At 42.4% G+C, this 20792-nt stretch carries 18 protein-coding genes, 1 tRNA gene and 2 pseudogenes; 10 read left to right on the forward strand and 11 right to left on the reverse strand.

Translation table 11 applies throughout. From position 1 onward, the window contains the following. Positions 1-16: 16 nt before the first annotated feature. The gene (locus tag LK453_RS03845; protein WP_007394671.1) at positions 17-1255 is read right to left on the reverse strand and encodes a cysteine desulfurase-like protein; all 1239 of its coding nucleotides are present in this window, start codon (positions 1253-1255) and stop codon (positions 17-19) included. Positions 1256-1359: 104 nt separating this feature from the next. Beyond that, entirely contained in the window at positions 1360-1980 is a 621-nt protein-coding gene (locus LK453_RS03850; RefSeq protein WP_044298008.1) for a 2OG-Fe dioxygenase family protein, read from the reverse strand. Positions 1981-2053: 73 nt separating this feature from the next. On the opposite strand from LK453_RS03850, the pseudogene LK453_RS03855 reads away from it, so the two are divergent. Both LK453_RS03855 and LK453_RS03860 read left to right on the forward strand, forming a co-directional pair. After that, a pseudogene (locus LK453_RS03855) lies at positions 2054-2648 on the forward strand (IS607 family transposase). Beyond that, positions 2645-3799, forward strand: coding sequence for an RNA-guided endonuclease InsQ/TnpB family protein (locus LK453_RS03860; protein WP_007394674.1), 1155 nt, complete (start codon positions 2645-2647; stop codon positions 3797-3799). The pseudogene LK453_RS03855 and the gene LK453_RS03860 overlap by 4 nt, the downstream one beginning before the upstream one ends. 390 nt (positions 3800-4189) lie before the next feature. Here LK453_RS03860 and LK453_RS03865 read toward each other — a convergent pair whose 3' ends face one another. From LK453_RS03865 to hisB, 5 genes and pseudogenes are all read right to left on the reverse strand, one after another. Continuing rightward, positions 4190-4945 carry an enoyl-CoA hydratase-related protein gene (locus LK453_RS03865; protein WP_265088902.1) on the reverse strand — a complete coding sequence of 252 codons (756 nt, stop codon included), beginning with the start codon at positions 4943-4945 and terminating at the stop codon, positions 4190-4192. A gap of 100 nt (positions 4946-5045) precedes the next feature. Then, positions 5046-5381, reverse strand: coding sequence for a hypothetical protein (locus LK453_RS03870; RefSeq protein WP_144295673.1), 336 nt, complete (start codon positions 5379-5381; stop codon positions 5046-5048). Between the two features lie 571 nt (positions 5382-5952). Next, positions 5953-6973, reverse strand: a pseudogene (locus tag LK453_RS03875) (IS701 family transposase). 158 nt (positions 6974-7131) lie between these two features. Continuing rightward, positions 7132-7767: an imidazole glycerol phosphate synthase subunit HisH gene (hisH, locus tag LK453_RS03880; RefSeq protein WP_007394677.1), complete on the reverse strand. Its 636-nt coding sequence runs from the start codon at positions 7765-7767 to the stop codon at positions 7132-7134. Between the two features lie 3 nt (positions 7768-7770). Next, entirely contained in the window at positions 7771-8397 is a 627-nt protein-coding gene (gene hisB, locus LK453_RS03885; protein ID WP_044298273.1) for an imidazoleglycerol-phosphate dehydratase HisB, read from the reverse strand. Positions 8398-8612: 215 nt separating this feature from the next. On the opposite strand from hisB, the gene LK453_RS03890 reads away from it, so the two are divergent. From LK453_RS03890 to LK453_RS03910, 5 genes are all read left to right on the forward strand, one after another. Continuing rightward, entirely contained in the window at positions 8613-9044 is a 432-nt protein-coding gene (locus tag LK453_RS03890) for a hypothetical protein (protein ID WP_007394679.1), read from the forward strand. A gap of 117 nt (positions 9045-9161) precedes the next feature. After that, a tRNA-Phe gene (locus LK453_RS03895) sits at positions 9162-9237 on the forward strand. Between the two features lie 274 nt (positions 9238-9511). Then, a complete protein-coding gene (locus LK453_RS03900; RefSeq protein WP_007394680.1) occupies positions 9512-10012 on the forward strand; it encodes a DUF4385 domain-containing protein in 501 nt (166 codons plus the stop codon). Between the two features lie 171 nt (positions 10013-10183). Further along, a complete protein-coding gene (locus tag LK453_RS03905; RefSeq protein WP_007394681.1) occupies positions 10184-10876 on the forward strand; it encodes a phosphoglycolate phosphatase in 693 nt (230 codons plus the stop codon). Between the two features lie 110 nt (positions 10877-10986). Next, a complete protein-coding gene (locus LK453_RS03910; RefSeq protein ID WP_007394682.1) occupies positions 10987-11595 on the forward strand; it encodes a class I SAM-dependent methyltransferase in 609 nt (202 codons plus the stop codon). A 164-nt stretch (positions 11596-11759) separates the two neighbouring features. Here the strand turns inward: LK453_RS03910 and LK453_RS03915 are convergent, their stop codons facing one another. Both LK453_RS03915 and LK453_RS03920 read right to left on the reverse strand, forming a co-directional pair. After that, on the reverse strand, positions 11760-13127 hold the full coding sequence (locus tag LK453_RS03915; protein WP_007394683.1) for an LptF/LptG family permease: 1368 nt from the start codon (positions 13125-13127) through the stop codon (positions 11760-11762). Continuing rightward, positions 13124-14527, reverse strand: a complete 1404-nt coding sequence (locus LK453_RS03920) for an LptF/LptG family permease (RefSeq protein WP_007394684.1) — start codon at positions 14525-14527, stop codon at positions 13124-13126. Before LK453_RS03920 ends, LK453_RS03915 begins: the two co-directional genes overlap by 4 nt. Positions 14528-15109: 582 nt before the next feature. Here LK453_RS03920 and LK453_RS03925 point away from each other — a divergent pair. From LK453_RS03925 to sstT, 3 genes are all read left to right on the forward strand, one after another. Then, complete coding sequence (locus LK453_RS03925; RefSeq protein ID WP_007394685.1) at positions 15110-16765, forward strand: leucyl aminopeptidase; 1656 nt, start codon at positions 15110-15112, stop codon at positions 16763-16765. Positions 16766-16808: 43 nt separating this feature from the next. Continuing rightward, a complete protein-coding gene (locus tag LK453_RS03930; protein WP_007394686.1) occupies positions 16809-17300 on the forward strand; it encodes a DNA polymerase III subunit chi in 492 nt (163 codons plus the stop codon). 381 nt (positions 17301-17681) lie between these two features. Beyond that, positions 17682-18899, forward strand: a complete 1218-nt coding sequence (sstT, locus tag LK453_RS03935) for a serine/threonine transporter SstT (RefSeq protein WP_007394687.1) — start codon at positions 17682-17684, stop codon at positions 18897-18899. A gap of 154 nt (positions 18900-19053) precedes the next feature. Here sstT and LK453_RS03940 read toward each other — a convergent pair whose 3' ends face one another. Beyond that, positions 19054-19386, reverse strand: coding sequence for a chaperone modulator CbpM (locus tag LK453_RS03940; RefSeq protein ID WP_201526215.1), 333 nt, complete (start codon positions 19384-19386; stop codon positions 19054-19056). 66 nt (positions 19387-19452) lie between these two features. After that, positions 19453-20466: a DnaJ C-terminal domain-containing protein gene (locus tag LK453_RS03945; protein ID WP_007394689.1), complete on the reverse strand. Its 1014-nt coding sequence runs from the start codon at positions 20464-20466 to the stop codon at positions 19453-19455. Between the last annotated feature and the right edge of the window lie 326 nt (positions 20467-20792).

Consider the following 20792-nt stretch of genomic DNA (forward strand, 5'->3'; position numbering starts at 1 on the left):
ATCGGTTGGGATTTTTTTATGCATTCAAAAACTCATCTATCAAATCAAATAACACGTCTATTTCTTCGATTGTATTGTAGTGCAAACAACCAGCGCGAATTACACCGCCCTGTTGCATAATACCCAGCTGCTCACACAGAGCTTGTGCGTAGAAATTACCGGCGCCAATACCCACCATCCTCTTGGCACAAAAGTCAGCAAACTCGGCGGTCGTACCTTTAGGCAGCCTAAAAGCAAAAGTAGGACTGCGACCTTCTACCTCTGACTTACCGTATAACGTAATACCATCGATGGCTTTGAGCTTGGTTAGAAAATGTGCTGACAGGGTCTTTTCATAAGCATTAATACGCTCAAAAGCGGTAACCAAACGCTGTCGCAAATTGTGCTCAGTGGCCGGTTGTTCCGATAACGAGGCCAAATACTCAATGGCCGCAGTCATGCCTGCTAAGCCTTCGAAGTTCTGTGTCCCCTGCTCCCAACGACCTGGTGCTATCTCAGTGGCAGGCTCAACTTTATAAGCTCTTAGGGCTTGTAAGTGTTCGGTCTTGCCGTAAATAGCGGCCACATGGGGTCCGGTGAACTTGTACGCAGATAGCACTAAAAAATCGCAATCTAGTTGCTGTACGTCAATTGAGAAATGAGGCGCATAGTGTACGGCATCGATAAAGGTTAACGCACCGACTGACTTTGCCATCTTAATAATACGTTGAGCATCGAGCACACTACCCAACGTATTTGAGGCATAAGTGAAGGCAATCAGTTTGGTCTTATCATTAATTTTGCTCGCTAGCGCTTGGTAATCAATTTCAAAGGTCGTCTCATCAACGGCTATCTGATGTACCGTTACCCCTTTGTCTTTGGCAATGTGCTGCCAAGAAGACACATTAGAATAGTGGTCAGCAGCGGTGACGATAATTTCATCACCTGGCTGCCAATCACGTCTAATGGCACGACTAAAGTTAAACATTAGCATGGTCGCCGTGCCACCAAATGAGATGTCATCCGCAGAAGGGGCATTGACCAAAGCGGCTACTGCTTCACGTGCCTGTTGCATCACTTCTGTCGTTTTTAACCCTGAAAAGAAATTAGAGCCTAAGTTAGCATTATAAAAAGCGAAATAGCCACGCATAGTATCTAGCGTTTTTTCAGTAGTTTGTGAGCCTCCTGGCCCATCAAAAAAGATAGGAGCTTGACCATTTATACGTTGGTTTAAAGCAGGAAATTGTTGACGAATGGCGTTAATATTAAGGGGCATAACGTGTCCTTACGAAACGGTCGATACTGGTCGATACGAGGGCGAATAATTTTCCGCCCAATAAGTAAATATTATCGGCTAACAGCCAAGGCTCTAAACGAAGATTACGGCTTATACGGCTTAATTTTGTCGCCCGTCATTACAAACATATCAAAATAGCCGGTTTCTTCATTGGCTTGCACATCATTGGCGCTGTGCCAAAAAAGCGCATCGTTTAATACCAAAAACTCGCCATCTTTGAATAAGTGGTTCAGCATAGGTTTACCCTCTTGTGACTCGTGCACATAGAGCTCACCGCCGCTTAAATTTTGATAATTCACAAAAAACATACCGATACGGTTAAAGCCATCTTGATGCACCCTTTCAGGAGCAATACTAATGGTTTGATTGGGCTTAGCACGCATACGCAGCTGATGCACTTCAACTTCTGTGTTTGGTGCAAGACCCGCATTGCTATAAAACTGAGCCATCATTTCTTGAAAGGCATCACTTTCATAGCAAGAAGTTTCAATATCAGGATATTCACGTTCGATATCACCTTGAAACTTATTAAGGTCACTAGATTGTTTAAAAGTCCGGTAAGGTAACTTATTGACTTTATTGGTGCTGAAAGTAAAAATGCTATAACGACGTAAGCGATAGTCACCGTCTTTGTAAGGGTTTTCAGGGAGATTAAAAAAAGAAGGGATAAGCTGTTGAACGTTGCTATCTGAGAGTTTACCGATTTTTAAATAAAAGGGTTACAAACAGTAACAACAAACCTACTTAAATCTACCTATAATTATTCACTATGAGTAAATTATCAAGTTAAAACAAGCAGCTAATCAGTTAGGCGTTTGCGTTTCGACTCTGCGAAGATGGGATGAGACAGGTGTGCTTGTCGCCCAAAGGTCATCGTCGGTACGACTTATCTAAAATAAACCCAAACCTGACTCGTAATAAGGTAGAGCAACAACGCAAAACCATAGCTTACGCTCGTGTATCGAGTCATGATCAAAAATTGGACTTACAACGTCAGATTGAAATGCTTGAGCTGTATTGCTCTGCTCAAGGCTGGTCATTTGAGGTGATTAGCGTTTTAGGTAGTGGCATGAAATATCATAAACAAGGCTTAAAACGCTTACTTGATGATATTTTAGACAACAAGATAGATAGATTGGTGCTAACCCATAAGGATAGATTACTGCGTTTTGGAGCAGAACTTGTTTTTGCTTTGTGTGAAGCCCGTCAGGTTGAAGTGGTTATCATTAATCAGGGTGAGAACTTATCTTTTGAAGAAGAATTGGCGCAAGACGTACTTGAGATTATCACAGTGTTTTCAGCAAGACTCTATGGCTCACGTAGTAAGAAGAATAAAAAGCTCATTGAAGCGGTTAAAGCGATTTTAGAATGATACGAGGCCATGTTATTGAGCTTAATCCAAACAACAAGCAAGCCACCTATTTTGCTAAGGCTTGCGGTATTGCTCGTCTTGCGTATAACTGGGCGTTAGCCGAGTGGCAACGACAGTATGCTCAAGATAAAGCCTATCGTGATGCTTGCCTCATTATTGGTATTGACGTTGATGAAAGCAAATTACTAAAGCCTACTCAAGGCAAGCTACGCAAGCAGTTAAACGCCATTAAGCGTGATAAGTACCCATTCATGCTCGAGGTGACCAAATGCGCCCCACAACTTGCCATTATGCAGCTAGGTGATGCCTATAAGCGATTCTTTAAAGGTGAGTCTAAGTACCCTCAGTTTCGGAAAAAAGGCGTTAACGATAGGTTTAGCCTGTCCAATGACCAGTTTACTGTTAAAGGCAAACAGATTCGCATACCTAACTTAGGTTGGGTTCGTATGCGTGAAGCCCTGCGCTTTGACGGCAAAATACTCTTAGCTAAAATCTTTAGTCGAGGTGATAGATGGTTTGTCTCTATTGCTGTGGAAGTCGCGGATGCGGTAACCCTTGCTAAAAAGACAGGAAAACAGACTGGTATAGACTTAGGCATTACCAACTTAATTACCTTGTCAGACGGGACTAAGATTAAAGCGCCCAAGCCACTTAAAACTAAACTCAAAAAACTTAAAAGGCTGAGTCGCCAATTAAGCCGCAAACAAAAAGGCAGTAACAATCGTGCTAAAGCGAAAGCCAAGCTATCACGATTACACCTGCAAATCAGTAGTATCCGTAAAGACGCTCTACATAAGCTTACTACAACTTTAGTGAATGAGTATGATGTTATTGCCATTGAAAACCTAAACACCAAAGGCATGATGCACAACCGCAAATTAAGTCGTGTTATTAGTGATTTAGGCTTTTATGAGTTTAAGCGTCAGCTTGTTTATAAGGCCAATCAATACGGTAAAACCGTCAAAGAGTTAGATAGATGGTTTGCATCCTCTAAAACTTGCTCTAATTGCGGTCACTTACTGACCAAAGAGGAATTACCATTATCAGTCAGACGATGGCAGTGTCCGTCTTGTCAGCAAGCTCATGATAGAGACATCAATGCCAGTATCAATATACTGCATCATGCAAATAAAGTATTAACCCATCACTGATGGATGGGTTAAAAAAAGCGGTGAGTTCCACCGTATTAGCCTGTGGAGACGATGTAAGACCTACGTGTAATCACAATGGCAAACGTCTATGAAGCAGGAAGAAAACGCTAAAACTATCTGAGTAGGTTTAGGTAAGTTTTTCGGAACGGAGTAGTCATAATCATCCTTGTTTATAACTTATAGTTTGGATGATTATAATTAAAAAGACACAATAATGCTAATGCTAAAAATAAACCGATAAATCCTAAAAAAAAGACCAAAAAAAACCCAGTTAAAATAGACTATTTAACTGGGTTATTGCGTCTTAACAATCGCCTGCTTACTGCCCGGTCCACACCGCTTGTCGCTTCTCAAAAAAAGCATCAATGCCTTCTGCCACATCGTTCGTCATCATATTGTCCACCATGACTTGGCTAGCATATTCATAAGCGTCCGGTAACTCCATACCCAACTGATTATAGAACATCTTTTTGCCCGTACTTGTGGCCACAGGAGATTTACTGAAATGGCATCAACCAGCTCCTGCAAGACGCTATCTAGCTGTTCAGGGTCGGCTACTCGATTAATCAAACCTTGTGCCGCTGCTGTCTCGGCATCGATAAACTCGCCGGTAATTAGCATCTCAAACGCCTGTTTGGGTGACAGATTGCGACTGACTGCAACAGCAGGCGTGGAACAAAACAGTCCCACATTAATACCCGATGTGGCAAACTTGGCGGTACGTGAGGCCACTGCCAAATCACACGCGGCCACCAATTGGCACCCTGCTGCGGTAGCAATGCCTTGTACTTTGGCAATGACAACTTGTGGCATGCGGTTAATGGTCAGCATCATTTGACTACACTGGTTAAAAAGGGCCTGATGAAACTCTCTATCAGAATGGGCGCGCATCTCTTTAAGGTTATGACCCGCACAAAAGGCTTTACCTTCTCCCGCTATCACCACTACTCGAATGGATTTATCTTTAGCAATCTCATCAAGCGCTTTTTGCAGGGCCAAAAGGAGTGCCACAGATAAGGCATTAAATTGTTTGGGATTATTTAAAGTGAGGGTCACAACGCCACTGTTATCGTTACTGTCCTGTCTGATAAATAGCGGCGCGTCTGTCGTTACCACTGCTGTATTTGTTGAGGTTTCCTGCATCATATATCATCCTTGATATGCTGTTTAAAATAAAAGAAGCCCCTTATAAAGTACAGGATTTACAAATAAATTAAACCCCTATTTTTGATGACAGTTGAGTAGGCTATGAATGCTTGTCAAATAAAGAGGTCCAACGGTTAATGGCATATAACATATAAGGCCAAAAGCAGGTATTAATAATATCGTGGATACTCTCTGCTAAGTGATCACCAGTGATATTAGGATAATCAACTTTTAAGTCCAAATATTCACCCAATAAGGCAAAAAAGGTGGCCGCAAGTAGGCCTATATTCAGCCGAGTGACATATCTCTTAACGAAGGGTCTGCTGATTAATAGACTTAAGATAAAAACGCCGATACCGACATAGATATGTAAGGCATCTCTCTCAAGCCCAGTAGCCTCAATGATCTGTATTTTAAATTGTTGAAAATCTGCCACTTTACCATCCAATATTCTGTCACCACTTAATCCATAAACGCTTAATATTAATAGATCCAAATATTAATAGATCCAAAGATTAATAAATCCAAAGGATTCATAAAGTTAAGCGCGAACACAGTGAAATAGTATAGGACGACGATAAAAACGATGGGTTATGATTTGTTGATATTTTATATACTGATTCAGCGTTAAACGCTAAATGAAACAGTGCAATAACATAATGTAAGGTTATAAACCTCAGTTGCTAATCTCAGTCTCCAACCGAAATAGCAAACATTGAATCTAGCGATATGTTCCTTGAAAAATACCAAAAAATCGTTTTAAACGCGTGTTTAAACCTCTATTGATTAGGCAGGGCAATCGCACTATAGAAAATAGCCGCTTTAAATTAGGTTATCTAAATAAAATGTGTTAAATAGTTAGAAACTATAACTAAAATATTTTTATGTATCTCGTATTTTTGTTATTTGCGATCGAAAATTGGTGGTAACATCTGTAAAAGGTCAATAATTAATTAAAATGTAGCTAAAATCGATTTGTAGTGCGATTGCCCTGTATTGATTAGGACTTACGCAACAATCAGTCTAGGCGAGCGCAACTGCTCGCAGAGATAGTCATCCAGCAAGCCATGTTTTAACTGATATACCGTTTTCTTTGTCTGCTTAGCAATACGGGTCAAACTTATCCAAACTAATATAGAACAGCAAATATGATTGCGCTGAATACGTGCTTTTCGACACTGATTAGACTCTATACCTGTTAATTGCTTAATCTCACGATGAAACTGCTCAATTTTCCAGCGTATGGCGCACACCTGTTGTACGTCATCACGATTTGTTTGAGTGGTGTCGTTGGTTACGACCCAATCCGTGCGGTGAGTACTCACCACAACCCGAAACAGTTGCACTTTATAGTGTTTAGGAAATTTATTGATCTTAATTAATTTGCCATTATCTTGTTCGGCCTCAGTCCATTGTAAAGCACTGACTGAGGTATAAGCGCGTTGCCCCTTAGAATCATCAACCAAACGGTTGCTCTTAAGCGGACAGTAAAAGATTTTACCTAAACCATCAATGGTCAGCATGATATCTTTAGTGGCATACCAGCTGTCCATGAGCACCGTTTTAAATACCAATTGCTTGTACTCGATCGTGTGTCGTAACATATCTTCTAAATGATCAAGCTTGGTTTTACCATCGATGGCTTTGTCGTAAATACGGTAGTCAATAACCCAATACTGCTGGGTATGCGGGTTAACGTAGATGCAGTTTACAAGACCAATGCCTTTAATTAATCGTTTAGCATTGCCACTATATTGGCGGTTGACCAGTTCTATCTTATGACTGTGATCTTTGTCTAATACGGTGTCATCAAAGAGCAAGTAACCCTCAGCATCGGCGACAATGTCTTGTTTAACTTGTTCCCATACTAGACGAGGTTTGAGCTTGTCACCTTTAATATAACGGTTGATACGGTCATGACTGATGTTCTCAGGATGATGATCAGCATAGTTGGTGATGGTGTAGTTTATCTGGCTCACCCATGAGATACTGGCAATAATCTAGTCGGGTTACTTTAGGCTTCTTCATGACTATTATGGTACTACGCTATGCTTTAGGTTGGCAATATATCTCTGGTTTTGCGTAAGTCCTATTGATATTAAATGATATTAAAAAACCGCGACTGCTACAGCGAATCGCGGTTTTGACTTATTTGACCTATTAAAAACTTAGCCCTTTCATAGCCCTTAAATAGTCCACTCAACAAAGTTCTTCAACAGTTGTAGCCCATCTTTATGGCTCTTTTCAGGGTGAAACTGAGTGGCGAATAAATTGTCTTTGATGATACTGGCACAAAATGGCTGACCATACTCACAAATGGTGGCGGTTACCGAAGTGTCCTCAGGGGCACAGTAGTAACTGTGTACAAAATAAAAATGTGCATGCTCGTCGATGCCCTGCCACAGCGGATGTGTCGTATCCATGCCAGAAATAGTGTTCCAGCCCATGTGTGGAATCTTAATCGGCGCACCCTGCTCATCGGTCCAATGCTCGTCAAACTTTTTGACTTGGCCAGGGATGATGTCTAAGCATTGGGTATGTTCAAACTCTAGTGATTCAGTGAATAACGCCTGCATACCGACGCAAATCGCCATAACTGGCTTGTTAAATGCCGCTTCCTGTACTACCTCATCAATACCCTGCTCGCGCATTTGAGCCATGCAATCACGCATGGCCCCAACGCCTGGGAATACAATTTTGTCTGCCGCACGAATAATTTTGGCGTCATTGGTAATGGATACTTCGGCACCTACTGTGGATAATGCTTTGCCAGCAGAATGCAGGTTGCCCATACCGTAGTCTAAAAGTGCGATTTTGGTCATAACTTAAAGTGCCTCTTTGGTCGAAGGTAGCGTATTTAACGCACGCTCATCATACTCACAAGCCATACGTAACGCACGAGCAAAGGCCTTAAAAGTACACTCGATTTGGTGATGACTGTTTTTACCTTTTAAGTTGTCTAAGTGTACCGTCATCCAAGCGTGGTTCACGAAACCAAAGAAGAATTCGCTAAATAGGTCTACGTCAAAAGAACCTACGTGTGAGCGGGTAAAAGGAATGTCCATGTGTAGACCAGGACGACCTGAAATATCTACCACAGCACGGGTCAAAGACTCATCAAGTGGGGCATAAAAGTGACCATAACGACGAATCCCTTTTTTATCACCCAACGCTTTGGCGAAAGCTTGACCTAAAGTAATACCGGTATCTTCCACACTGTGGTGGTCGTCGATATAGGTATCGCCGTTACAAGTGATGTCTAAGTCAAAAAGTCCGTGACGCTTAATCTGATCTAACATATGATCAAGAAAAGGCACACCGGTATCGATTTTACCTTGTCCGGTCCCATCTAGATTGACCGTTACACGCACTTGAGTCTCCGCCGTATTACGCTCTACAGTGGCAGTGCGATTCGGACGATTGGCTGGGTTTGAATTTATTTCAGTAGTCATGGCAATAGGGCTCACTAATAATTGGCTCATTAAAAAAATAACAACAGGTAACTGCTAAATAGCATCAGAAACAACAAGCTTATCTTGATGATAGCAAACGCAATACTTTTAAGCCATATTTACAGCCTCTAAACCCTGATAGTTTGCTAAAATATTACTATTAATTGACTTTACCCATTTACTAAACTTTTTATTCACATTTTGGGATCGTAGATATGCCACTAGAAGCCGTTGCTATTAACTCTTTTGATACCCCTATTATGCGTGAGACCACTCATGACGATGAACTGCGTGAGCGTATCGGCAAGCTTTATACGGCAGACAATGCCAATCTTGGCGATTTGGTCGACAGTGATGCGGTGATAGCACTGTTTGAGACCGCTTTTAAACGCGGCAACTTGATGTATGTGGGCATGTTTAATGACAAGCCTATTGCAGCGATAGGCTGTTTTGATGATGGGCAAACCGATACCAAGCGTCTACAGTACCTAGCGATGCATCCTGAAAACGTTAACCGCGGTATCGATGCCAAGTTTATTAAGTTGGTATACGATAAAGAGGTTAAAAAAGGGGTTCGTCAGTTTATGCCAGTTGACGAACAAGTTCACCGTATCATGAACGAATATGAATTAATTCGGGTAAAATAACGGTTAATTCTGGAAATCTGTGCCTTTTTTCATTTTATTTCAGTTTTTTTGATTTATTTTCTAAAAAAGGGTTGACAGACATCCAAATATTTAGTTTAATAGCGACCTCATAAAGACGGCTCGATAGCTCAGTCGGTAGAGCAAAGGATTGAAAATCCTTGTGTCGGCAGTTCGATTCTGCCTCGAGCCACCATCTTTATAACGAATTCTAAAAACCTCAAACTAACTAGTTAGTTTGAGGTTTTTTTTATGTGTTTTATTCTAAAGCCTGATTTATAGCTTATTAAGCTAAGCCTCGTCTATTAAACATTGCTCATTAAACCTATTTCTTTAAGCACTGCTCATCAAAAACGGCTCATTAGCTAATAGAAGATATTAGGTTACAGAGTCCATATGTCACTGGTTGCCAACAGCCGTTATACTAAAATCAACTCCTAACCCTTACTATCTATAATGTGTGAGCTATTATGCGTGAGTTCGATTACGACTTAGACTATAAAAACCTAAACCTCCGTGACCATCCAGAGCTATATCGAGTAGGACGCGGTGAGCAAGGCGTGCTATTGGTCGAGCCTTATAAGTCTGAAATTTTACCGCACTGGCGATTTGCGACCCCTGAGGTGGCTCAAGAGAGCAGTAACCTCATCTATCAAATGTTTTTGGATTATTTAGCCAACGATGACTTTGTTGGGGCCGATATGGCGCGTAAATTTTTGCAAATGGGCTATACTCGCTCACGACGCTACGCCAATCACAAAGGCGGTAAAAAATACAAAGGCCCCGTGCCTGATGACAAAAAAGGACAGAGCGGAGCGCATGGTCGGGAAGAGCTGCCTCGAGATGAAGAAGACCCTATCAAGGCGGAGTCAGCGCGTATTTTTAAGCAGAAATGGGATCTGTGCCGAGAAAATAAAACTTATTTGAAGATGAAAAAAGAACATCGTGACAAATATAAAAACGTTACTTAAGCCTTATACTGCTTTATTAAACGTTCTCTGCACGCTACTTATTGTTTATATTTACAACTTACTTTTCGCTCATATTGAAAAATAGAACTTATAAAAAGTACTTATAAACAGTATTTATAAACAGGGCTTATAAACCTCCCCTATTACTAATAATAAAAACTTGAGATCTTTATGAACACTTTGGAAAAAAAACTCCTTATATTCGATTTTGACGGAACCTTAATCGACAGCGTCCCTGACTTGGCGCAAGCGGTCAATGATATGTTAACGGTATTGGGTAAATCGACGTACCCAGTCGACACCATTCGCAATTGGGTAGGAAATGGTTCACGCTTACTGGTAGAGCGTGCTTTGGTTGGCGATATAGAGGTCGTAGAGGGTCAATTAAGCCAAGATGAGGCTGATCAAGCCGAACAGGTATTCTTCGACACCTACGCCAAAATAAGCGGCCAAAATACAGTGGCCTACCCTAATGTCGATGCAGGGCTAAAGCAATTAAAACAAGCGGGTTTTACCTTGGCACTGGTCACCAACAAACCCATACGCTTTGTGCCTAAGATTTTGAAATCTTTCGGTTGGCAGGATATTTTCTCTGAAGTGTTGGGCGGTGACAGCCTACCGGTGAAAAAACCAGACCCCGAGCCGTTACATCATGTTTGTAAGGCGTTAGGGTTCAGTGCCGATGAAGCCATCATGATTGGCGACTCCAAGAATGATATTTTGGCTGGTCAAAACGCCAATATTGACACATTGGGCCTGTCTTACGGTTATAATTACGGCCAAGATATTCGCGAGCTCAATCCAACTGCAGCATTTGATGATTTTCAAAGCTTGGTGGATTGGGTAATAACAAACTATGCTTAGCTGCAGTAGGTGATAATTAAGGCGGCTAATCTAGCTTATTTGGCCTTCTATTCAATGCACTATACAACCTACTAGCTAACACTTTACTTTTTAACCTCTAAGGTAACACCATGACCCACACCCCTCCTGCTGACTTACTCGAAAAAGCCAAACACTGGCGTAATGACATCGCATTTACTCAAGACGTGTTGGGCACACCGATGCACTTTAGCACCACTTGGGGAATTTTCTCGCCTGAAAAACTGGATGCCGGTAGCTTAATGCTGCTCGACCATGTCGACTTTCAAGTCGATGATGATTCGATAGATTTAGGCTGTGGTTATGGGGTGCTGGGTATGACGGCAGCAAGAGAGTGCCCACAAGGTCAACACACTTTAATTGACAAAGATTTTATGGCAGTAGAGTATGCGCGCCGTAACTGTGAGAAGAATGGGCTGACCAATGTCGACGTGCATCTATCAAATGGCTTTAATCATGTCGATCCTAACAAAGACTTCAGTTTGGTTATGTCGAACCTGCCTGCTAAAGTGGGTAAAGAGCAACATTATCTCTATCTACTAGACGCCTATAGCAAAATGCGTACCGGCGGCCGCTTTTATGTGGTGACCATCAATGGTCTACGCCAATTCATGAAACGTGCTTTTACCGAAGTCTTTGGTAACGCTGATAAAGTAAAACAAGGCAAAACCTATACCATTACTCGCGCGATTAAAGAGTAATCGAAAGACAAAAAACAAATATATAAATAAAAAACTCAGATAAAAAAAGCCCCTTAATCATTGAATAAGGGGCTTTTTTTATTACGATTGTCTAAGGCTATTTTGTTTAAGTCGGCTTTGTTTATAGGTTGCCTAAATAGCCTTCACCTTTAATCTGAGCACGATTAACTTTGACGCTTGATCAAGTAAAAGCCCAGTAGCGCACTGGCAATGATAGGCAGTAATACCATTAATAAAGGCGACGCACCCGTGGCCAATGACACAAAACTGGTTAAGTCTTGAATGTAGCTAAACAGCAGACCAAAGATTAGTGCCACCACGATACGCAGACCTAAGCTATGCGTACGCAATGAACCAAACACAAACGAACAAGCCACTATCACTAAAGATAAAATAGCAAACGGGGATAGCAACTTCTGCCAAAATGCCACTTCATGCTCTAAAGAACGTGTACCTTGTGAGGCATTAAATTGCTTATGGTCATATAGCTGAGTCAAAGACAGATCCTCAGCACGGCGTGTTAATAAGTACACTGAATTCGGAGAAATAGGCAAGCTAATTACATCCTCTGCCTGCGTCTGTTTCGCTACCAAAGGCTCGTTATCCAACACGATATTGCGTGACTGATTCACAGACGTCGGTGTATTGCCATTGCTAATGTCGACGTTAGTATCGGCATCAGTGCTACCAGCAGCCTCTGTGGCTAGTTGATTCTCTACTGTTTGTTCTGAGCGCATAATGGAGGCCCGTTCAGCCAGCTTAAGCGTGGTGACATCGACCAAATCCCATTGGTAATTTAATAAATCTTGTTCAGATTTGCTTAGATTTTGCACACCGGCATTGTTTTGTGGGTTGGCTTTGGGAGCGTAGACGCCGCCTGCAGCTTGAGACACTGCAGTTAAGTTGTTGTCCTTATCCAAATGCCAGCGTTTTACTTTACCGATATTGCCATTGGCATCGGCATAATCGATATAAATAATATTGTGACCAGTCGCACCTTCTTTCTGTGCCGTTTCACCCACAGCCGGAGCATTTTGTAATGTCCAATAGCCGTTGACCGAGGCCAATAATGCAGTATCTGGCTTTCGGATTTGGTTCGCCATCAAGTTGGTCTCAGGCAATACATATTGATTAATACCTAAGGCCAATATCACAAAGATAAATGCCGGCTGTAACACCCAGCTCACGATGCGGTAAATACTTAATCCAGCGGCCCGCATCACAATTAATTCAGAGTTATTGGCCAATAATCCCAACCCTATCACCGCACCTAACAACGCACCTGTGGGAGTAAATTGCTCTAAAAAGTAGGGCGACTTATACAAAATATAGGTCAACGCGTCAAAATAGGTATAGCTGTCTGAGATGTCTTCTAGTTCGGCCAAGTAAGCAAAGACTATTTGCAATGCCCACAGACCTAGTACCGCAAAAAGCATGGCAAATAAGGCATTCGTTTTGACATAGCGTGAAATGATTTTGCCAGAGCTGACGTTCGGTAAATTTTTGGAGTTGCCTAAATTCATAGGGTTCATGAGCGGCCTCCATTAGTGAATGTGTCGTTATTATTTTGTAGTTTACGCTGACCGATTCTAAAGCGTACTCTGTGGTGAAGTCGGCTGGCCCAGTTAAGATAAAGCGCTAATACCATAAAGCCGATAATGGTCAATGGATAGCTCAACACAGAGACAGAACCTTTGGTCACTGAGTTTTTCAAAGATATAATGACTAAGGCACAACTGGCATAAATAATAATGGCCGGCAACAGTCTTAACCAGCGTCCTTGTCTAGGACGAACTTGGGCCAAAGGTACTGCCAACATTGGCGCTAGAATAATTAGCCACGGTAAGGTTAAGCGATAACCCAGCTCAGCTTGTGCAGCAATCACTTGTTGTGCATCAGGTTTCTGTGTTTTGACAGGCGACGCTTTAGTAGGGTCTACACTTAAGTCAATCACAGGAGCAGCCTGGCCAGTGGCCGCCTGCCACAATACCGGTAATGTCTGTGTCGCCACATTATCATCGGTGATAATGTCCTTAGGTGGCTGATTGATACTGATACGATAGCGCTCAAAGCTAACTTGGTTATATACCAAACTATCGGCTCCCACTTCATAGCGGCGACCTTGGAATAAGTCCAATTGGGTCGTATCCCCCGTATCGCTGCCCGCGACTTGTACTGCTCTTTTTGCCAAGACGATCACGTCACGCTCAGATTTATTGCCTGTTTCTTGAGCCTCAGTGCTCGATGTGGCCACAGGCTTAGTCAGCTCAGTTATGGTTTTATCCGCTTTGGGCGATAATTCAGGCTTTTTGGCTTGTTCATCAACTTGGGCAGTGTCTGTATTAACAGAATCTTGGGACTGTTGATCCGCACCTAGATTGGTTAAGTCCGGTTTGGCGCCAGTGATGCCTTGGTCCGCTGTTTGAACCAATATCACATCTTGTAGCTCAGTGCGGTCGTCATTCATACTGCCCACATATAAGTGATAGTCGTCACTGCTGATAAAGGTCTGAGGACGAATTAGATCGAATGCACTGCTTAGTGATTGCTGTTGCCAAATATTCTCTGAATTTCGAACCCCCCACGGCTTACCATATAAGGATAAACCGGCTTCAAATACGAACAGCAGTAAAATAAAAGGAATCATCAATCTTGCTAGACGACCGCGTGAGATACCACTGCCATTTAACACGGCCATTTCTTGGTCCACGTAAAGACGACCAAAGACCAGCATCAATCCAATGAAGAAAGACAGCGGCAATACCAACTCTAAAAAGTACGGTAGGTTGTAACCAATAATAGCAAACAACAAACCCACATCAAGGCGACCTTCAGCAGCAATACCAAAATAGCGGATCATTCTTCCGCCCAGTAGCAATACCAGCAAAAACCCCAACACCAAGGCGGTCGTTGAGGCAACTTGTCGGGTCATGTATCGGCGTAAAATCACAGGCAAACTCAAATTATATTAGAAGAATAAAGGAATGGCTTAAGCCTCGGTACCACTCTCTGACAGGCTTAATATGCGCAAATAATAAAGGATTATGCTAGAAATAAGGGTATATTTCGCCCGTCTTTAACAAAGGGCATACATCAAAGTGTCATCGCTTATCTTTCGGCAATAAAAGCCTGATAACTGGGACGTATTATAATCGTAAGCACTGGCACGAGGATAGTGATATCCGGTGTAAGATAATGGTCTCTATCCTAGCACGATTCTGATATTTTTGAATTAGCAATATTAGCCATTATGCCCATCAACTGGGCCAATATGTTAAACTGTGGTTTGGACTAGAGACTTCCCGTGTGAGGCATAAATTGGCTATCATCGGTCATAAATAGACTGCTACTAGTTAAAATAGTTAACCGTCAAAATAGTGATAGGATTAATACAATTAGCCATTAAAACAGTTTTGACCCAACCGATTGAAAAAAGTAAAGGCTACCCTCAAAGACGTGGCATAGTCTTCACTATATTAATAATAAATTCATGACATAAAACATAGGAATAATTATGAGCTTAACACTATCAGTTAGTAAAACTTTGCCAAAATTGGCATCAAAAAAACTTCTAAAAAAAGCAGCCCCTACTGCCAATGAAGCACAAACGTATTGTCTAGCTGTATTGGTCGATGATGAAACAAACCTTATTGGTAACTTCAAAGGTCTAGAGGCATACCAGCAGCGTATCGAAAACTTAATCGCTGTGTCTGATTTTAAAGGCAAACTTGGCGAAACGGTCACTGACTTTGCCCTTTCTGCCGATGCCAAAAAAGCGCCATTACAGCTTTTATTAGTGGGCATTGGTAAGCCTGAAAAAACCAACCCTGCGTCATTGCGCAAAATTGCCACTGCGCTTTATAAAAACACCCATAACCGTGTGACTAACTTGGCGGTCGCTATCGGTGAAGACCTAGCAGAAGAAAGTCTACAGCAGTTAGCATTAGAGCTATTGAACGCCAGCTACCGTTTTGACAAATATAAGTCTGAAACCACTGAGCCTAAGCTGACTGAAGTGACTTTAATTTCAAGCAGCGTGCCGCAATCAGCGATCGATTACGTGACAGCGGTACACAGCGGTCAATCATTGGCGCGTGATGTGGCCAATGAGCCAGGTAACATTTGTTTCCCAGAATATATGGCCGATCAAGCCAAAGCTTTGGCAGAGACTTATCCAGACCTATTAAAAGTAACTGTATTGGGTGAGCGAGAAATGGAAGCGCTGGGCATGAACTGCTTCTTATCAGTATCGCGTGGGTCAGTGCGTGAAGGCCAATTGGTTATCCTTGAATACCAAGGTAAAAACCAAGCCACTACCACTGTTAGCCCAACTAGCTCAAGCTTTGCCGATACATTAGCCAACAACCTAAAAGTCGTGGCCGATAAGCTACCTAAGAAAGCAGCCAAAGCCAGCAAAGCCAATAGTAAAGTGACTGAAGACACCGCTGTTGATGCCCCAATCGTATTGGTTGGTAAAGGCGTTACCTTTGACTCGGGCGGTATTTCAATCAAGCCTGGCGCTGCAATGGACGAGATGAAATTTGATATGGGTGGCTCAGCCTCTGTATTAGGGACCATCAAAGCCCTTTGTGAAGCCCGCATGCCTATCAACGTTGTAGGCGCTCTAGCGTGTGCTGAAAACATGCCTTCAGGTGAAGCGACTCGTCCAGGCGATATCGTAAAAGCGATGAATGGTATGAATGTCGAAATCTTAAACACCGATGCCGAAGGTCGTTTAGTACTAGCAGACACTCTGTGCTACGTACAGCGCTATAACCCACGTGCCATCATTGATGTGGCGACATTAACAGGTGCTTGTGTGGTAGCGCTAGGTCACGTTCGTTCAGCGGTATTTAGTAACGACGAAGATGTGTTGTTTGAGCTTGAAAACGCCAGTGACCAGACCGGTGACCTTATCTGGCACATGCCGCTTGATGACGACTATCAGAGCCTATTGGACTCACCTATTGCGGACATCCAAAACATTGGTGGCCGCTCAGCAGGTGCCGTAACAGCCGCTTGCTTCTTGTCTCGTTTCATTAAAGAGGGTCAAGCTTGGGCTCACTTAGATATCGCGGGTACCGCTTGGAATTCAGGTAAAGAAAAAGCGGCAACAGGCCGTCCAGTACCTTTATTCATGCAATATCTAAAAAACTTGTCTGAGCAGTAATTCAGCACTTTTATTGAGTATAAACTGAGTATCAATACTGCTTATGCAAATTAGTTTTTATGTCCTCGGTGAGCGTTATCTAAAGCATGACGCTACCGCAGTAAGCACCGTCTCAACTGTAGATGCTGAGGCGGTGCTTAACTTTGTGTGTCGATTGACCCAAACGGTATTAAAGAAAAGCGATCATAGCTTGGTCATTGTCGATGACCAAACTCAGCGTCTAAGCGATTTAGATGCCCACTTATGGTCTTTTGATGCCACCAGCTTTGTACCACACACCTTAATTCTGGATAATGAACCAAAGAACGAGGCACTGTCAGCCCCAGTTACCTTATTATCTACCCTCCCTCCCAATTTTGATGGCGTGGTGCTCAATTTGGCTCCTACCGCCTTACCTTTATCTACTGGCAATATCCTTCCTGATCGAGTTTTAGAGATTATTACCCCTGACGAAGTCAGCAAACAACAGGGACGCGATAAATATCGCATCTATCGCGACTTAGGCTTTGAGCTTATTTACTATCCTATTAACTGATATGGTTAAGAATGGGTGTTACAAGCAATTTATAGTTATTTGTTGCAGATGAGTTTAAGTTTTGTATAATCAGTGCATATACTGATGATGCGATAGAGCTTAGCGGTGCAGTACCTTTATAAATTTATTGTCAATGGCTTTTGAAACTCTATCTCTCAATCAAGTCCCTTTTCCTTAAAATTATTACGACACAGTCCATAGGCTGGGGTTTCGTATCTTTTTATTTTTAAACTTTCAGTACGGATTTTATAGTCATAGGTAGGAAAATAAGCGTCCAGACAACCGAATGCATGTGCTACTGTCGTAGCCTTAGCCAGGTTAACGCTGTTACTCTTTCTCTAATCTATAACTTATTTAAGTCCGCACTTATATGGAGAGCTTATGAGAGCCCTTATTGACATGTACCAACGCATTGGTTTGGTACCTCTAATTATTATTGGGCTGATACTCGGTGTGCTAATTGGTTGGCTAATGCCTTCTGTCGGAATAGCACTTGGCCTATTAGGCTCACTGTTTGTTGGCGCCCTAAAAGCTGTTGCCCCTATTTTGGTTTTTATATTGGTCATGGCGGCCATTAGCAAACACCAAACGGGTAGTGAAGTTCATGTTAAGCCTGTCATCATTCTATATATCTTTGGCACCTTTTTAGCCGCTCTGACTGCGGTAACTGCCAGCTTTATGTTCCCTACTGAGCTTATTGGCTTAAACATGATAGAAGCCGCCGAGCAAACCCCACCTTCTGGTTTAAAAGAAGTATTAACCACGCTGCTAATGAACTTAGTGGATAATCCAGTCAGTGCGCTTGCCAATGCCAACTATATGGGCATTTTATCTTGGGCAATTATCTTTGGATTTGCTTTACGTCAGGCTTCTGCCACGACGCGTACCATGGTTTCTGACTTGTCTGATGCCATCTCTAACGTGGTCAAATTTGTTATCGCCTTTGCCCCTATCGGTATTTTGGGTCTAGTTGCTAACACTATTGCCGACACTGGTTTTGCGGCATTGGCAGGTTATGCTCGCCTGCTAATTGTCCTAGTGGGTTGTATGCTATTCATTGCTTTGGTGGTCAATCCTATTATTGTGGCTTTCAAAATCCGCAGAAACCCTTATCCGTTAGTGTTTCGGTGCTTACGTGAGTCTGGTATCACCGCATTCTTTACCCGTTCATCAGCAGCCAATATTCCGGTGAATATGAACTTAGCGGCCAAGCTTGGTTTACATGAAGACACTTATTCAGTGACCCTACCATTGGGTGCTACCATCAATATGGCGGGTGCTGCGATTACCATTAACGTATTAACCTTAGCGGCTGCTCATACTTTGGGTATCGAAGTTGACTTTGGTTCTGCGCTATTGCTAAGCGTGGTCGCTACGATTAGTGCTTGTGGTGCCTCTGGTGTTGCCGGTGGCTCTTTATTATTAATCCCACTGGCTTGTAGCTTATTTAATATTCCAAACGATGTGGCGATGCAAGTGGTTGCTATCGGCTTTATCATCGGCGTGGTACAAGACTCAGCAGAAACGGCGCTTAACTCATCAACTGACGTGCTATTCACCGCAGCCGCTGACCCAGTAATGAGAAACAAAACCGCTTAATTATCTTAGTTAACTGTTTTAACCGCTCAGCGATTGAGTCATTGATTAAAACATATTAATTTGATTAAACGCTGCAAAAACAAAGCGCTACAAAAAATAAAAAAGGCCTCAATGAACTATTGAGGCCTTTTTTATGATCAGTTCATTTACCAAACTATTTATGCTGCTGAATCTCAACTTCAATCGTTTGGACGGACTGTATTGAGGCTTGATGTTGACGCTTAAACTGACGCAGTTGCTCTACCTCTTCTAGCAACTCCAAAATCAATCCAATCGCTGGCACACTGGCGTCAAAATCACGACTCAATCGTGAAGCGCGGCGTACCGTTGCCAATTGATAGCCGGTAAATTGCTGAGTCTCTGGCACATCATATTCGATGACGTTTTCTTCTATTAAAGCCATTACCCAACTGCGTTCAGCACCACAGGCAGTAATGAGCTCATCTAAGGTCATAATAATATCGTTAAATTCATTAGAGTGTTGCATGATAACCGTCCCTCTTATGCTTATATTTTTTATTGGCTTGGTTCAGGTATTAGCTGAATTGTCTGATTAACGCTGTATTGTTATGTCAGCAAAGCTTTGTTTTAAAGCCGCATAGGCTTGCTCTTGAGCTTCATTGGTAATTTCTGGGTTAACAATATTCAGTGTTAAATACAAATCGCCCGCTTGCTTCGCAGGAATACCCTTACCCTTAACCCTTAAGTGGCTGCCAGACTTGCTGTTTTTGGGCACGGTGATACCGAAAGTACCCGCTGGAGTACTGACATTAATTTTCTCACCCAGTGCGGCCTCCCAAGGGGTAATATTCACAGTTTGATAGACATCCGCGCCTTCTAAACGAATATTGTCCTCATGCTTAATCATGACTTTTAAGAACAAATCACCGTTTTTGCCACCGCCCATACTGGCAGCACCTTGGCCACTCAAGCGGATTTGCTTACCTTCAGTAATGCCTTTAGGAATCTTAATCTTAAGCGTCTTTTGCTCATGACTGACCGTACCATCTGCCTGACGGGTCGGCACGTTTAATTTGATGCTATAGTCATCGCCGTTATAAACGGAGTCTAGGCTGACATTAATTTCTGCATGTTGGTCTTGTCCAGGCGCAGGTCCTGCTTCCTTAAAAGCACCGCCAAAATGGTCAAAGCCTTCAAAACCAGACTGCGCCGATTGACGTCCGCCTTTTCCACCCCCAAAAGCTGAGAATATATCGTCAAAACGGAAGCTGCCGCTACCAAAAGGCGAGCCTTCACCGAACTGATCTTTAACGTCTTCCCATTTAAACCCGCCTTGCCCAGCGCTGGCACCACCAAACCCGCCAGCGCCACCAAAGCCACCGCCAGCAAACGGGTTGGCTTGCATCGCATCGTACTGGGCGCGCTTGTCAGGGTCACGTAAGGTTTCGTAGGCATTGTTAATTTCAGCGATTTTTTCATCCGCATTTTTGGCCTTGCTCACATCAGGATGGTACTTGCGTACTAACTTGCGATAGGCCTTTTTGATATCATTTTCTGTGGCATCTTTACTGACACCCAAAATCTCATAAAAACTCTTTTCTGCCATTATTATTATCCTTTTAAGCGTTCTAATCTAAATAGCGACTTTATATCTTTGTATATAAGGACTGTTCAGTAATATTTCACGGGCTATTGACCTAACTTTTAATTGACCTAACTCTTATAAGTTATCTAGGCTGTAAGGTTGTAGGTTCTATACCTTGTCCTAGACTAACCCTCTTAAAAGCACATACCCTGACACACTATAGGTTTTTTAAGGTTAAATCTGTATAAATTTAATACCGTCTTTATTAATGGGTTAATTAACAAAGCTGGTGGTGGTTCAAAAAGTAGGCTGAAAAAAAACAGGCTGAGAAATTGATAAAATAGTGA

The organism is Psychrobacter sanguinis (assembly GCF_020736705.1).
GTDB lineage: Bacteria > Pseudomonadota > Gammaproteobacteria > Pseudomonadales > Moraxellaceae > Psychrobacter > Psychrobacter sanguinis.

Excerpts from the sequence above, each read along its gene's own strand:
- LK453_RS03940 (WP_201526215.1), bottom strand. The coding sequence starts at position 19,386 with ATGCAACACTCTAATGAATTTAACGATATTATTATGACCTTAGATGAG.
- LK453_RS03905 (WP_007394681.1), top strand. The coding sequence starts at position 10,184 with ATGAACACTTTGGAAAAAAAACTCCTTATATTCGATTTTGACGGAACC.
- LK453_RS03925 (WP_007394685.1), top strand. The coding sequence starts at position 15,110 with ATGAGCTTAACACTATCAGTTAGTAAAACTTTGCCAAAATTGGCATCA.
- LK453_RS03900 (WP_007394680.1), top strand. The coding sequence starts at position 9,512 with ATGCGTGAGTTCGATTACGACTTAGACTATAAAAACCTAAACCTCCGT.
- hisB (WP_044298273.1), bottom strand. The coding sequence starts at position 8,397 with ATGACTACTGAAATAAATTCAAACCCAGCCAATCGTCCGAATCGCACT.
- LK453_RS03915 (WP_007394683.1), bottom strand. The coding sequence starts at position 13,127 with ATGAACCCTATGAATTTAGGCAACTCCAAAAATTTACCGAACGTCAGC.
- LK453_RS03845 (WP_007394671.1), bottom strand. The coding sequence starts at position 1,255 with ATGCCCCTTAATATTAACGCCATTCGTCAACAATTTCCTGCTTTAAAC.
- LK453_RS03910 (WP_007394682.1), top strand. The coding sequence starts at position 10,987 with ATGACCCACACCCCTCCTGCTGACTTACTCGAAAAAGCCAAACACTGG.
- LK453_RS03865 (WP_265088902.1), bottom strand. The coding sequence starts at position 4,945 with ATGATGCAGGAAACCTCAACAAATACAGCAGTGGTAACGACAGACGCG.
- sstT (WP_007394687.1), top strand. The coding sequence starts at position 17,682 with ATGAGAGCCCTTATTGACATGTACCAACGCATTGGTTTGGTACCTCTA.
- LK453_RS03945 (WP_007394689.1), bottom strand. The coding sequence starts at position 20,466 with ATGGCAGAAAAGAGTTTTTATGAGATTTTGGGTGTCAGTAAAGATGCC.
- LK453_RS03860 (WP_007394674.1), top strand. The coding sequence starts at position 2,645 with ATGATACGAGGCCATGTTATTGAGCTTAATCCAAACAACAAGCAAGCC.
- LK453_RS03920 (WP_007394684.1), bottom strand. The coding sequence starts at position 14,527 with ATGACCCGACAAGTTGCCTCAACGACCGCCTTGGTGTTGGGGTTTTTG.
- hisH (WP_007394677.1), bottom strand. The coding sequence starts at position 7,767 with ATGACCAAAATCGCACTTTTAGACTACGGTATGGGCAACCTGCATTCT.
- LK453_RS03930 (WP_007394686.1), top strand. The coding sequence starts at position 16,809 with ATGCAAATTAGTTTTTATGTCCTCGGTGAGCGTTATCTAAAGCATGAC.
- LK453_RS03890 (WP_007394679.1), top strand. The coding sequence starts at position 8,613 with ATGCCACTAGAAGCCGTTGCTATTAACTCTTTTGATACCCCTATTATG.